This is a genomic window from Candidatus Kuenenia sp. (assembly GCF_039794105.1).
In the GTDB taxonomy this organism is placed as follows: domain Bacteria; phylum Planctomycetota; class Brocadiia; order Brocadiales; family Brocadiaceae; genus Kuenenia.
In genome coordinates, this window is the sequence record NZ_JBDIWA010000022.1 from 38,308 (window position 1) to 52,003 (window position 13,696).

The following is a 13,696-nucleotide window of genomic DNA, read 5'->3' on the forward strand; positions in this document are numbered from 1 at the left end:
ATAAAAGCGCTGTTTGGCATGAGGAATTTATTTGTCATTTGTTCTGGTAATATAAGGATGGGTAGAAGGCATAAAATGTTTGGTTCAGGTTACAAACCTGAACCCGCACATGATGTGTTGTAAAATAAATTTCCGTGTATGCCAAGTGTTCCGTGGTTTGATGCCTTTATTTTATGGAAATAACATTGACTGACAATATAGAAAAAACCTATAAAAGTATTTGCAGAATCTGTCACGGCGGCTGCGGCGTCATTGTATCCGTCAAAAATGGCAAGGTGGTAAAGGTAAAGGGCGATCCGGCGTCACCGATGAACAAGGGCTGGATGTGCGTTAAAGGAGTAATGACTCCCGAAATAGCAAATCATCCGGACAGATTAAGAACTCCCCTTGTACGCAAAGGTAAAAGAGGAAGCATGCAGTGGGAAAGCATTTCATGGGAAAGGGCGCTGGAAGAAATAGCCTGCAAGCTGGACACCTTGAAAAAAGAACACGGTGCGGAATCGATTGCACTGGGGCAAGGAACTGGAAGACACCATTACATGCATGTCGTGCGGTTCGCAAATGCGCTGGGTACGCCGAATTGGTATGAACCTGGTTTAGCGCAGTGTTTTATCCCGAGAATTACGGTTAGCAATATTATGTATGGCGGTTTTGTCGTCGGGGATTACTATGGAGACGTACCGCCAAAATGCATTTTATTCTGGGGGCATAATCCCCTGGTATCGGGGCCGGACGGTGAATTGGCCATTTCCGTCAAAAGGGCATTGGATAAGGGTGCAATCGGCATAGCTGTTGATCCCAGGAGATCGGAGACTGCAAAACGCTGCAAACAGTGGCTGCCTGTGAGGCCAGGGACTGACGCTGCATTAGCACTGGCAATGATGCACGTTATTATAAAGGAAAATATTTATGATAAAGAATTTGTGGAGAAATGGACGCATGGGTTTTCTGAGCTTAGGGAACATGTAAAAGCGTTCACCCCTGAATGGGCGGAGACGATTACATGGGTAGCTGCATCTGACATCGTAAATGCTGCGCGGACATATGCCCTGAATAAACCTGCAATATTAGAATGGGGACTGGGCATTGAACAGAACACAAACTCCCTGCAAACCGTCAGAAGCATTGCCATTTTACGCGCATTAACAGGCAACATCGACAATCCTGGCGGTGATATTATTGGTAAAAATATCATTCGCAGCTACCCTACCCTCAAAGAGAAATTACCGGAAGGTATGCTGAAAAAGCGTTTGGGGGCGGATACATTTAAACTACTGGGTGGCTGGAGGGCGTTCATGCCGTCTGCACACATCCCTGCATTATTTAAGGCAATGAGAACGGGCGATCCGTATCAGGTAAGGGCGCTTCTTATCTTTGGAAACAACCCTTTGACTACAGTAGCAAATCCGGGAGAGGTATATGAAAGTTTGCAAAGACTGGAGCTATTGGTGGTTACTGATCTTTTTATGACGCCTACTGCTGCACTGGCGGATTATGTCCTTCCCGCGGCATTTTGGCCTGAAGTTGAACAGGTAATTGGATATCCCCTGGTGGTAGAAAACATGGTCATGGCTCAACAAAAAATCACGCAGCACGCAGAGTGCAGGCAGGACGAATGGATAATCAACGAACTCTCCAAACGGCTTCACCTGCCAGGAAGCGAAGAAAGCCTGGAAGACGTAATGAATTATCAATTAGAACCTTTAGGAGTAGAGTATCAGGCATTAAAAAAAACAGGGTTCTTTTATCCGCCGCATGAATACAAAAGGTATGAGGAAAAAGGATTCAGAACACCTTCGAAAAAAGTAGAACTTTATTCAAAATCATTACAGAAATTGGGGTACGATCCACTGCCAACATACAAAGAACCCCCGGAAAGCCCGGTGCAATCGCCTGAACTGGCGGAACAATTTCCCTATGTGCTCATTACGGGAAGCCGAAAAAAAGAATTTTTCCAGAGCGAACACAGACAGATACCCTCTCTGAGAAAGCGGAGGCCATATCCGCAGGCAGAAATGCATTCGGAGGTCGCCGCAGAAAAGGGAATAAACCATGGTGATTGGGTCATTGTGAGTTCGCCGCGGGGAAGCATCAGGATGAAGGCGCAGGTAACGGAAGATATTCATCCACGGGTGATAAGCGTGGAACATGGATGGTGGTTTCCTGAAAAAGTGGGCCCGGAATTCGGTATTTGGGAATCGAACGCCAACGTATTAACAAACAACAAACCCCCTTACGACCCCGCCTTTGGGTCTTATCAATTAAGAGGCTTGTTGTGCGCTATTGAAAAGGAAAAAACATGAGAAACCATCCTGAATAATTGTAACACTTTAGCTTTTTGAAAAATCTAAAGTATTACGGAGAAAAACTTTGTCCGGGCGCGATTTTACTTCGTAAGGGCAATCTTTACTTTTGGTTTATCTTTCACCCCGCCTACGCTAAACTTCACGCTAGCGCCTCCTTTGTTCTTCTTCGCCCTGATGGTGAACGTTGCCTGGCCACTTGCATCTGTTTTTGTGCTGAGAGGTTTTACGTTAATCATTTTCTTGTTAGCCGAAGAAAGCTTCCGTGTTACTTTCACGCCCTCTGCCGTACATCCATCATTATCAGTCACAATAATTGTAACTTCTCCGCTGCTGCCTTTTGCAAGAATCAAGGTATCCTGATCAACAGACGCAGACGTTGCTACAACCTCTGAAGCATCAGGGCATTCTTCGGGAGATGGCGTTGGAACAACGGCAGCCGATAACGCAAAGTCAAGCGTAGATGTTTCTCCCTCCGTTAACGTTATACCCGTTACTGTTTTCAAAGCGTATCCGGTAGCTAATGCGATGAACGTATAACTTCCGGCGGGGATATTATCAATCTGATAATATCCATCCGCACCTGTCGTAGCGGTGAACAGCCCGGACTGGTTACGCACCGTTGCCCCTGCTATTACCAACCCTCTATCATTATCCGTTACAAACCCTGCTAGCGCACCGGTTGCTACGCCGGGCGTTGGTGATACCACTGGTGTCGTATTTGGACTTGACGTATTTACAGGGTACAAATAAGTAATCCCATCCATGTCGTCCTGATGCAGCGTCCTTTGGCTGGTGTCTCCGGGAGAACCATAGCCATACATCGTTTTCCCCGAATCGCTGTTGCGATAGAGATCCTCCAAACTGAGGGAATGCCCGAGTTCATGCGTGCCTACATTCTGCACGTCAAATTTGTCTGACGAGGTGTCAGTACTCCATGTATTTTTGGTGTTAAAGCGTATATCGCTGTCAATCATCTCTCCGGACGCATAAAACCAGAAAGAATTTTGCCCCAATACCCCTTCTTCCTTAATAACCCCAAAATCAATAATATTAATGCCGTCCGCTTCTCCGTGACTATTTTTTGAGGTTGTTCCACCGTCAACGAATGTAAATGTAGATGTGTCAACTTCTGTCCAGGTCTGCATCGCCGCCAATAGCGCTTCAAGGCTGCCGGAAGGGCTGTTTGTGGTATTAATAAGATACGTTACCGTCTCCTTTTTCCATTTTATTTCATTTCCACTGTCTGTGGTACTGACTTCGAATCCATATATTTTTAAACAACAGAGATTTAATACTATGATTACGATAAAGGGAATAATATAGTTCCATCTTGTTTTTGACATGTTTATTCGACTCCTTTTATCTTGTTTATGAGAGTTTCTATGGATACTTCATTATCGATTACCTCTTTACCATCAATAACAGAGAAACCGCTTTTTCTCGCTATGCCTTGGTTATCGATAAGATATTTTCCCTGTGCCTTTCCGACGATGCGAAATACGTCTTCTTTCTGTTCCGCCTTTTTACTTTTCACAGTTTTAAGGAATAAGAGTATTTTTTCTCCTTTGTTGAGAACAGCCATGTCCGATATCCTTAATCCAATGCCATCTACTTCTCCCCCTTCATACTCAACGATAATGGTGTTTTGAACGGCTTTACCGCGGATAACTTCACTTATCTTTATTGAGGCGGTGGTAAAAATAGTTTTTCTGTCACTGCCCCAGTACGATTGAACATCCTCAACAGTACCCGTGACAACGGCATGCGATGATTTTGTGAGTTCTTCCGTACTAAGTCCGGTCATAACGGCATGTGCATGATTAATGAAAACACAAATAGATAGTACGGCTGCGAGTACTGCGGCAAAAGATGTTTTTGTCATAATTTCCTCCTGACAGGTAAAATATATTTTTTCGATATCTGCAAAGAAATCCTGGTGGCATCATACCTAATAATATTGGAGCGGTTATTCTGCATGAACATGCCAGTCAAAAAGGTATTTATCAGGTTACATTAGCTATGAAATCCAGGGTATCTCAGGCGACCATCAGTAACCTTGAAAAGGTAAAAAAAGGTGTGTGATGTATGAGGAACGACAAAAGACTTTTCTTCGTGGTATTGAACATTATAGATATCGGAGCTTTCATCAAAAATCGTGTATTGAAAAATATTTGGCAACTATTCAGCGCAATATGTTTGCGCTGAATAGTTGCCTTTGGATTTATATTAACCCTTACCCAAGGTCTTCTTTCCCGGTTTCCATTCAACAGGGCAAAGTTCTCCGGTCTGTAAAGCGTTAAGCACTCTCAGAATTTCTTCAACACTTCTTCCAACACCTAAATCGTGAACGAGTTGGTATTTTATTTTTCCTTCAGGATCAATAATAAATGTGCCCCTTAACGCAATACCTTTATCCTCAATCAACACTCCATATTTTCTTGAGACTTCTTTTGTTATATCACTGAGCAGCGGGTAATTAAGTTTCCCAAGATCCTTAAGCCAGGTCTTGTGTGAGAATACGCTGTCAATACTTACCCCCAATACCTGGGTATTGAGCGATTTAAAATCTCCGTCTTTCTTTGAAAATTCCGTTATTTCCGTTGGACAAATAAAAGTGAAATCCAGGGGGTAGAAAAACAGCACCACCCACTTACCCTTATAATTATCCAGACTAAAATCCTCAAATTTTTCACCCACAACACCTTGCAGTGTAAAACAAGGTGCACATTGCCCTACTTGTATACCCATATTTCCCTCCGTTCTTTAATATGAAAATATTACCATTCAATAATGATTATTGATTATATAACACTGCCTGTGAAAGTCAAGTAACATTTCGCTGTTATTTTTTTATCACGAAAAAGGTCAGCGCCATTATTTGAAAAACAATGGCTAGTAATAGATAGGAATGAACATCTCCATTACGGTGAAGGTAGGCAAAAATGAGGGAACCAAATACAAAACACTGTATTACAGAGGCCATGATTGGCAACCAGGAGGCGGGTTCATAGGTAAGAGTGCGGTTAATATTCTTTACTTCGCGTAATATCGATTCCATGATATAGTCATTTTCTTCACATTTTTCTTCCGTTTTTGTTTGTCCGGCAAGGCAAGCGCCGCAGATTACCGTTCCACCTTCCTGATACAATGCATTTCCTGATTCAATATCAATTTTGGAAAGACTTCTTTTGCAATTGGCGCATACTCTGATTTCTAACATACGGAATTAATTATTCGAAAGATTTTCATATTTTGTAACAATTTAGTTTTTTGAAAAAGACTCAAGTGTTACCTAAACTGGCATAGCCAGCATTTCTCAATCCTCGATCTGCAATCTGCCGATTGCCGACTGTAGATTGTAGTTTGTAGCTTGCAAAAGGGACAATTAAATATTTTGCCAAAAAATGCAAAGAAGTTCTCGATAAGGTACTAAATTATTACCATCTTTTTTATTTCAAGCGGTAAAGGTCTAGCTTTCTATAAAGAGTTCTCTCACCAATCCCAAGCATTCTGGCGGCTTCTTCTCTATTGCCTCCCACACTGGCTAATGTGCATTTAATGAGTTCTATTTCTGCATCCTCCATAGTCATTCCCGCCATCAAACCATGAGAGGCGGGCATCTCGTCGCTCTTTTTTTCGATATGGTCGGGCAGGTCTTCTACATCTAAATATTTTTTTGTGGTAATAACTACCATGCTTTCTATGCAATTCTTTAGTTCTCTGATATTGCCCGGCCACTGGTATCTTAATAATATTTTTCTGGCTTCAGGGGTAATTTGCAAAATTTCCTTACTATATAATCTGGAAAATTCCCGAATAAATGCGTCAATGAGCAATGGAATATCTTCAAGCCGTTCGCGGAGAGGAGGCAGTTTGATGCGAATAACATTTAATCTGAAGTACAGGTCTTCCCTGAATTTTCCTTCTTTTATAAGATTTCCAAGTTCCTGATTAGTGGCAGCGATTAAGCGCACATCTACTTCAATGGACTCATTGCTGCCGATGCGCGTAATCACCCCGTCTTCTAACACACGCAACAGTTTCGCTTGTGCGGAAAGAGGCATGTCGCCTATTTCATCAAGAAAGAAAGTGCCGCGGTGTGCGTATTCAAACTTCCCCTTCCGCTGATACAACGCCCCGGTAAATGACCCTTTTTCATGTCCGAACAATTCGCTTTCAAGAATATTTTCCGGAATTGCGGCAGAATTAAGGATTACTAAAGGATTATGCTTCCTCAGGCTGTTATTATGTATGGTTTTTGCTATCAGTTCCTTCCCTGTGCCGCTTTCCCCGGTAATCAGTACGGTGGCATTCGTTCCGGAAATCTGATTTACCATGGTCAATACCTTTTGCATACTGGCGCTGTTGCCAATAATTCCAGTAAGGCCGTATTTTTCATCAAGCTGTTTCTGGAGCAATATGTTATTTCTAACCAGATTTTGTTTTTCAACGAGTTTATTAATTTCTGCGCGCAGATGGTTAATATTAATTGGTTTCAGAAGAAAGGTAGCGGCGCCTTTTCGCATGGCATCAACGGCTGTTTCCACAGTGCCGTATCCTGTTATCAAAATAATTTCCGCTTCGGGCAATTTTTCCTTAGTCGCTTTAAGAATTTCCATGCCGCTGAAATCATGCATAATCAGGTCGGTAATTACGACGTCTATCTCTTCTGTTTCAATAATCTTTAAACCCTCTTTGCCACTGGTAGCAACAATACATTTATATCCTACCTTTTGTATTGCTTCCGCCGTAGCATTCGCATGTTCTTCGTTATCATCGATGATCAGAATTGTTGTATTATACTGAGACATTTTCGAGGTTTATGGGTAATTGTATGGTAAAATTTGTACCTTTGCCTTCCTGGCTTTGAACGCTAATTGTGCCCCTGTGTTCTTCTATAATTCTTTTCGTAGTAGGGAGCCCGAGCCCGGTGCCGGCAGTTTTTGTAGAATAGTACACTTGAAAGATTTTATTGAGCGAATCGTTGGGAATGCCATGGCCTGTATCTGTGATATCTATTTGTACCGACTTTTTTATTTTTGAGGTTCGAATCATAAGTTCCCCTCCATCTTCCATAGCCTGCTGCGCGTTGATAATAATATTAAGAAAGGCTTGTTTTATAAGTTTACTGTCAATATAACATAAAGGCAAACCGGGATGATAGCTTTTAAGAACAACGACATTTTTTTGTTTGATTTCCGGTGTTGCAAAGTTGATTACTTCATCTAGAATTTCATTAACATCACAGTATTCTAATTCCAGTTTTTGTCCTTTGGCAAACCGGAGAAAATCATTCAGGATTTCTTCTAATCTTAGTGCTTCTTTCTGGATAATCTCTATTTTTCTATAAACTTTCCAGGTGTCGTCTCCTGGAGCGCCAATGATACTTTGCAGGTCTTCTTTTAGAAGTTGTAGGTGAATGTTTAGAGTGCTTAGCGGGTTTTTAATCTCATGGGCAAGTCCCCCTGCCAATGTACCGGCAAACGCCAATCGTTCAGAATCAATCGTGCGTTTTTCCAGTTCTTTTGTTTTACGAATTATCCCCCTGTTATAATAGTAATATGCTAACGGAACTACGATTATTACAGACGCAATAGCGCCGATCAGATATTGAACCACTTTTTTATTAAAAAAAAGAGCCAGGAAGATGGCTGAATTTGCTTCCTCCCGGCTCGTTAAATGATATTTTATATATTTTTTAAGAAGCTACGCGATTAACTTTTTGGGCTTGCAGACCTTTCGCTCCTTCGACGACTTCAAATTCCACCTTTTCTCCGTCTTCGAGTGTTTTGAATCCGTCACCGCCAATATTGGAATAGTGAACGAAGACGTCTCCTCCACCCTCTTGCTCGATAAAACCAAAACCCTTTTTTGCATCAAACCACTTAACCTTGCCAATCGCCATTATCTCATTCTCCTTATATTTAATACTTACCACTTTAAAAAAACGAACAAACTTAGCAACATTTTTCTTTACCGTATGGTTCTACATCCTCCTAAAAAGATAAAAAAGATATAAAATAGATATATTATTTGTTTACAGAATCTCTAATACGTCCTCCTTTTTGAAATTTTCCCAAATATTATACCCAATTATAGTTAATTTTAACTCTTAGGAGTGAGGGGTTGTTCGCTTTCCTTTAAAGCAGCTTTCCTGCTCAATTTGACTCTTTTTTGGTCATCTATGCCGATTACTTTTATCATTATTTCCTGGCCTACCTCCACAACATCACCCGCCTTTTCAACATATCCGTCGGAAAGCTCGGAAATATGTACCAAGCCATCGTGCCCGGGAATTATTTCAACAAACGCCCCGTATTCTTTTATTGATAAAACTTTTCCCTTATACGTTTTCCCAACCTCAACTTCCTTCGTCATATTTTCAATCCATGTTTTTGCTTTTTCTGCCGATTCCGCAAGGGTTGCGGAAATGATTACCGTTCCATCATCTTCAATTTCAATTTTTGCCCCGGTTTCTTCCTGTATTTTCTTTATGTTTTTTCCGCCAGGGCCAATAATCATTCCGATTTTTTCCGGGTTAATTTTAATCTGTACAATTTTTGGCGCGTATACAGAAATTTTTTCTCTCGGTTTTTCAATGACTTTTTCCAGTTCCTGAAGAATATGAAGCCTACCCTCCCTGGCTTGCGCCAGCGCATCACGCATTATTTTTTCAGTAATTCCAGCAATTTTTATATCCATTTGCAAAGCGGTTACGCCCTGAGCGGTGCCTGCAACCTTAAAATCCATATCTCCCAGGTGATCTTCGGTCCCCAGTATGTCAGATAAAATACATACACTGTTTTCTTCTTTCACCAAACCCATAGCAATGCCGGCTACAGGAGCTTTTATAGGCACACCGGCATCCATTAAGGCAAGCGTCCCGCCGCAAACTGATGCCATCGAAGAAGACCCGTTAGATTCGGTTATATCAGACACCACACGGGTTGTGTAAGGGAATTTGTTCGGTGGCGGAAGGACTTCTGCCAGTGCCCGCTCCGCCAATGCTCCATGCCCGATTTCTCTCCTGCCAGGCCCTCGTAACGGCTTTGTTTCACCAACACAAAAAGGCGGGAAATTGTAATCCAGCATAAATTTCTTTGAATATTCATCTTCAAGTCCGTCCACTTTTTGTTCGTCCGACGTGGTACCTAGGGTTGCCACAACAATTGCCTGTGTTTCTCCCCTTGTAAACAAAGCAGAACCATGTACTCTGGGGAGAATGCCAACCTCACAGGTAATAGGCCTTATATCCTTCAATCCACGGGAATCAGGCCGCAATCCTTTGGATACTATTTGCTCCCGGACTACAACTGTTTCAACAGTCTCAAATATTGCTTTAATTTCTTTTGGTGTAGGTGCATTTTCGATGCCTTCTACACAGTATTCATTAATTATGGCCGCAAGTATTTCATCAAGCGCTTCTTTTCTGTATCCTTTTCCCGGAGTCAGATTCTTTTCTACAATAGCGGTATAATATTTTTGTTTAATTTCTTCCATGAGTTCTTTATTCATCCTGGAAGGAGCAACAATTTGCTTTTCTTTTCCGCATTTTTCAATAAGTTCGTGTTGAAGAGTTATGATTTCTTTTATAGCCGCATGTCCAAACATAATGGCGTCCACCATCTGTTCTTCGGGAATTTCCTTTGCAGACGCCTCAACCATCATAACGGCATCCTCTGTTCCGGAGACAACAATGTCCATGCTGCTTTGTGCCAACTCGGCATGTGTGGGGTTGATAATAAATTTCCCTTCAATTTGCCCAACCCTTACCGAGCCGGTAGGTTTGCTAAAGGGAATGCTGGAAATGGATAATGCGGCGGAAGCGCCCACCATCGCAAGTATATCAGGATCATTTTCCTTATCGGCGGAAAGTACTATTGACATAACCTGAACTTCGCGGAAGTACGTATCTGGGAAGAGCGGCCTGATAGGGCGGTCTATCAAGCGCATGGTGAGGATTTCTTTTTGAGAAGGCCTTCCTTCTCTCTTGAAAAAACCGCCAGGAAATTTCCCGGCGGCATATGTCTTTTCCCGGTAATCGACGGTAAGTGGAAGAAAATCTACATTTCCCTTTTCTTCTGATGCAGAAACCGCTGTAACCAATACGATAGTTTCGCCATATTGCACTAATACGGCGCCATCGGCCTGCCTTGCTACCCGGCCTGTTTCTATGCTAAGCGCTCTATTGCCGATCAACTTCTCCACTTTAAATTGTGCCATTTTGACCTCTCAATCTATGTTCTTTAATTTTCCATTGACCAGCAAAGGAATGGTTAGTTTTAATTGTCTTATGCATTGGTGTGGGTATGTATATTGATTCCTCCAGGAATTTAGATTTATTTGCGTAAACCTAGTTTATTTATTAGTTTTTTGTATCTTTCGCGGTCTGTTCTTGACAAATAATTAAGTAACGCGGAACGATTGCCTACCATCTGCAACAATCCTCTTCTCGATGCGTGATCTTTCTTATGCACCTTCAGATGGCCCGTTAAATGATTGATTCGTCCGGTGAGCAAAGCTATCTGCACTTCTGAAGAACCTGTATCATTTTCATGAATTTTAAGATCATTAATAATTTTCTGTTTTGCTTCTTTACTTATCATCGAAACACCAAATCCTTTAAAAATACCCACATTGCCCTATGTGTAAATACCTATTAACTCATCGTTAAAACAAACAATATAAGGGCAAAGTATAGCAAAGACCATCTGTTCTTTGCAACAAAAAAAATGGGGTATCCCATTGTGGTTTTAGTGTGTATGGTATGATAATCTGCGGTTTCACTCCCTTTTAACCCGCCTAAGCACGAAAACAGTCCTCAGTCTCCAGTTTCCAATCCTCAATCCTCAATCTGCAATCTGCAATTTGCCGATTGCCGACTGCCGATTGTAGACTGCCGACTTTCTTATGGATTTAATTCCCTGATAACCTTCCTCATTTCCTCCGCCTGTTTGTGCTGTGGATTTATACGCAATGACTCTTTTATGTGAAAAAGGGCTTTGGCAGTATCGTGAAAATGGTCTTTATAAACAACTCCAAGACTGAGATGCACGTCGGCATTGCCGGGATCCAACTTGTATGCTTCCAAAAGTTTATTATACGCATCTTCCACTTGGCCCTTTTTGAAGTAGATTACCGCCATATTATAGTGCGCCAGCGCGAAGTTGCTTCTGATTTTTAATGCCTTTTCTAATTCAGAAAGGGCTTCTTCATACCTTCCCGTGTCAATATAAACGCTTCCAAGATTATTATGCGCATCCGCATAATAGGGGTTTGTTTTAAGCGCTGCCACATATTCATTAATCGCCATGTCGGGCATGCCTTTTCTTTTATAAAGGAGTCCCAGATTGTTATGCGCTTCAGGGTATTGCTCCCTCAGCCGAACGGCAAATTGCAGTTCTTCAATCGCCTTATCCTGCATTCCTTTCAGAGAATACGCAGCGCCGAGATTGCTGTGCGCCTTCGGATGTGTTGGCATTGCCTGTATAGAGCCTTCAAATGCCCGAATTGCCTTATCGATTAAACCATTATTGTAATAAAAATATCCAAGGCCATTGTAAATCCTGTAACTCTTTGGCGAACGGCGTATCGTTTCCGTGCTAAAGGTAAATTCATTAAGCCAGATCCCGTTTCTCAGTATTGTCCCCCACATCAGCAAAAAACAAATTATCACAGCAAATGACAGAAAATAATGCCTTCTTCTGTAAAAACATTGAAAGCCTTTGTTAAATGCCAGGCCCGCAAACAGGGTAAATCCTATGCCCGGGATATAAAGATATCTTTCCGCCATTATATTTAACAGAGGGGCAATGTTAAGCACGGGCAAAAGCGTTACAAAAAACCAGGTAAAAGCAAAAACCCACTTCCCGGAAAAACAACTTTTTTTCACCAACACCATAGTGCAGCAGATTGCCATAAGAGAAATAATAAATGCCCCATCGAAGACAGAATACGCAACAGGAACAACATAATCCGCATTTAAGGGCATGGGAATGAAGAAAAGTTTAAGGTAATACCCAACTACCTTCGTCATCATAAGGGCGTTTATAAAGATGCTTTTTTCAGGATAAAATATCACTTCTCCCGAATTTTTAAATACCTTGAATCGTAAAAACAAATATATGCCGCTAATAATAATGTATCCAATATAGTGGGTAACAAAACGGCCCCTTAGAAAATAAACACTGCACGGAAGCATACCGGCACACTGGCGGCTGGCAATTTCTTTTCTTTTAAAAATAAAATCATGGGCAAATGCAAGGAGGGGAAAGGTAATTGCCATTTCCTTTGATAATAACGCAAAGAAATAGGCAATCAGGGATACCGCATAAAAGGCAGAAAGATTCCTTATGCATGCCGTTTTATCTGAAGATTTGAGAAAAAAAATAAACGCAATCAACAAAAAGGTCGCAGATAAAAGATCCTCCCGATAACTTATGGCATTTACTGCCTCAGAAAATACCGGATGTATGGAAAACATCAGGCATGAGATCAAAGAGACTATACGATTCCCAAAAAGCCGATGCGCCAGAAAATACAACAAAACCACATTTATGGTGTGGATAATGTTATTGACGAAGTGGTATCCTGCAGGTCTTAACCCCCAGAGGGCATAGTCGATAAAATACGAAAGGGTAACAATGGGGCGGTACGTCAGTTCATTAGATACAGCAGCATATTTTTTGCTAAAAAGTGCGGTAAGATAACGCCATTCACGAATAAAGTGATTGTTAGTTATCGTGAGGTAATCGTCATAAACAAACGTATTTGCCAGAGAATTGAGATAGACGATAAGAGGGGTGGCAACGATTATCGCAAATAACAAAATATGATATTTTCTGTTTAACATCTTCAAATGTATATTAATTTCAGCTTAAGTTAACAAAAATCAGCTCACAGGGTAACTGTTTTCATTTAGCAGTAATTTCTTTGCAATTTTTGGCAAAATATTTAATGTTGAACTACGAATATTTAATTTTTTAATCTGTGTATTCCGTGGTTGCCTTTAATACGAATAACCACGGAACACACGGAATACACGGACATTTATTTTATAATACATCTTCATGAAGCATATACTTCTTCTTCCAATAATATTTTACACACCCTTCCCACTTATCCTCTTCCCTTTTTTTCCGTGTATTCCGTGTGTTCCGTGTGTTCCGTGGTTACCATCTTTTCTTCTTCTTCCGAGTAGTCCGTGGTTGCCTTTAAGCGGAAATTTATTTTACAATACGTTCTATGGTTGCTTTTGGATAGTGTCCAAAGTTGACCAGTAAACCAACAGTCATCCCTGTTGCCTTTAAATAGTTGTGCAATTGAGCACGGTGTTCATCACATATCTCTTTCGCCGCCTTTATCTCAACAATAACTTTATCAAAACAGAT

At 41.3% G+C, this 13,696-nt stretch carries 12 protein-coding genes; 1 reads left to right on the forward strand and 11 read right to left on the reverse strand.

Annotation, left to right across the window (positions count from 1 at the left end; translation table 11 throughout):
- Positions 1-173 precede the first annotated feature (173 nt).
- Positions 174-2,303 carry a molybdopterin-dependent oxidoreductase gene (locus ABJL82_RS11170; protein ID WP_347274776.1) on the forward strand — a complete coding sequence of 710 codons (2,130 nt, stop codon included), beginning with the start codon at positions 174-176 and terminating at the stop codon, positions 2,301-2,303.
- Between the two features lie 83 nt (positions 2,304-2,386).
- Here the strand turns inward: ABJL82_RS11170 and ABJL82_RS11175 are convergent, their stop codons facing one another.
- The 11 genes from ABJL82_RS11175 to ABJL82_RS11225 all read right to left on the reverse strand — a co-directional run.
- Complete coding sequence (locus ABJL82_RS11175) at positions 2,387-3,649, reverse strand: carboxypeptidase regulatory-like domain-containing protein (protein WP_347274777.1); 1,263 nt, start codon at positions 3,647-3,649, stop codon at positions 2,387-2,389.
- A 2-nt stretch (positions 3,650-3,651) separates the two neighbouring features.
- Positions 3,652-4,188: a hypothetical protein gene (locus ABJL82_RS11180; RefSeq protein ID WP_347274778.1), complete on the reverse strand. Its 537-nt coding sequence runs from the start codon at positions 4,186-4,188 to the stop codon at positions 3,652-3,654.
- Between the two features lie 344 nt (positions 4,189-4,532).
- Positions 4,533-5,054, reverse strand: coding sequence for a peroxiredoxin (locus tag ABJL82_RS11185; RefSeq protein ID WP_347274779.1), 522 nt, complete (start codon positions 5,052-5,054; stop codon positions 4,533-4,535).
- A 94-nt stretch (positions 5,055-5,148) separates the two neighbouring features.
- Positions 5,149-5,526 (reverse strand): hypothetical protein, encoded by a 378-nt coding sequence (locus ABJL82_RS11190; protein ID WP_347274780.1) that lies wholly within the window; start codon positions 5,524-5,526, stop codon positions 5,149-5,151.
- A 229-nt stretch (positions 5,527-5,755) separates the two neighbouring features.
- The gene (locus ABJL82_RS11195; RefSeq protein WP_347274781.1) at positions 5,756-7,117 is read right to left on the reverse strand and encodes a sigma-54 dependent transcriptional regulator; all 1,362 of its coding nucleotides are present in this window, start codon (positions 7,115-7,117) and stop codon (positions 5,756-5,758) included.
- Entirely contained in the window at positions 7,104-7,925 is an 822-nt protein-coding gene (locus tag ABJL82_RS11200) for an ATP-binding protein (RefSeq protein ID WP_347274782.1), read from the reverse strand. The genes ABJL82_RS11195 and ABJL82_RS11200 overlap by 14 nt, the downstream gene beginning before the upstream one ends.
- A gap of 79 nt (positions 7,926-8,004) precedes the next feature.
- Positions 8,005-8,211 (reverse strand): cold shock domain-containing protein, encoded by a 207-nt coding sequence (locus tag ABJL82_RS11205; protein ID WP_164995646.1) that lies wholly within the window; start codon positions 8,209-8,211, stop codon positions 8,005-8,007.
- Positions 8,212-8,411: 200 nt separating this feature from the next.
- A complete protein-coding gene (pnp, locus tag ABJL82_RS11210) occupies positions 8,412-10,529 on the reverse strand; it encodes a polyribonucleotide nucleotidyltransferase (protein WP_347274783.1) in 2,118 nt (705 codons plus the stop codon).
- 116 nt (positions 10,530-10,645) lie between these two features.
- Complete coding sequence (gene rpsO, locus ABJL82_RS11215; RefSeq protein WP_347274785.1) at positions 10,646-10,909, reverse strand: 30S ribosomal protein S15; 264 nt, start codon at positions 10,907-10,909, stop codon at positions 10,646-10,648.
- Between the two features lie 305 nt (positions 10,910-11,214).
- Positions 11,215-13,158, reverse strand: a complete 1,944-nt coding sequence (locus ABJL82_RS11220) for a tetratricopeptide repeat protein (protein WP_347274784.1) — start codon at positions 13,156-13,158, stop codon at positions 11,215-11,217.
- 373 nt (positions 13,159-13,531) lie between these two features.
- The coding region (locus tag ABJL82_RS11225) for a GxxExxY protein (protein WP_347274786.1) at positions 13,532-13,696 on the reverse strand (165 nt) is incomplete at its 5' end.

Bases quoted from the DNA above. Each gene is read 5' to 3' on its own strand.
- ABJL82_RS11170 (WP_347274776.1), top strand. From the start codon at position 174: ATGGAAATAACATTGACTGACAATATAGAAAAAACCTATAAAAGTATT.
- ABJL82_RS11175 (WP_347274777.1), bottom strand. From the start codon at position 3,649: ATGTCAAAAACAAGATGGAACTATATTATTCCCTTTATCGTAATCATA.
- ABJL82_RS11180 (WP_347274778.1), bottom strand. From the start codon at position 4,188: ATGACAAAAACATCTTTTGCCGCAGTACTCGCAGCCGTACTATCTATT.
- ABJL82_RS11185 (WP_347274779.1), bottom strand. From the start codon at position 5,054: ATGGGTATACAAGTAGGGCAATGTGCACCTTGTTTTACACTGCAAGGT.
- ABJL82_RS11190 (WP_347274780.1), bottom strand. From the start codon at position 5,526: ATGTTAGAAATCAGAGTATGCGCCAATTGCAAAAGAAGTCTTTCCAAA.
- ABJL82_RS11195 (WP_347274781.1), bottom strand. From the start codon at position 7,117: ATGTCTCAGTATAATACAACAATTCTGATCATCGATGATAACGAAGAA.
- ABJL82_RS11205 (WP_164995646.1), bottom strand. From the start codon at position 8,211: ATGGCGATTGGCAAGGTTAAGTGGTTTGATGCAAAAAAGGGTTTTGGT.
- pnp (WP_347274783.1), bottom strand. From the start codon at position 10,529: ATGGCACAATTTAAAGTGGAGAAGTTGATCGGCAATAGAGCGCTTAGC.
- ABJL82_RS11220 (WP_347274784.1), bottom strand. From the start codon at position 13,158: ATGTTAAACAGAAAATATCATATTTTGTTATTTGCGATAATCGTTGCC.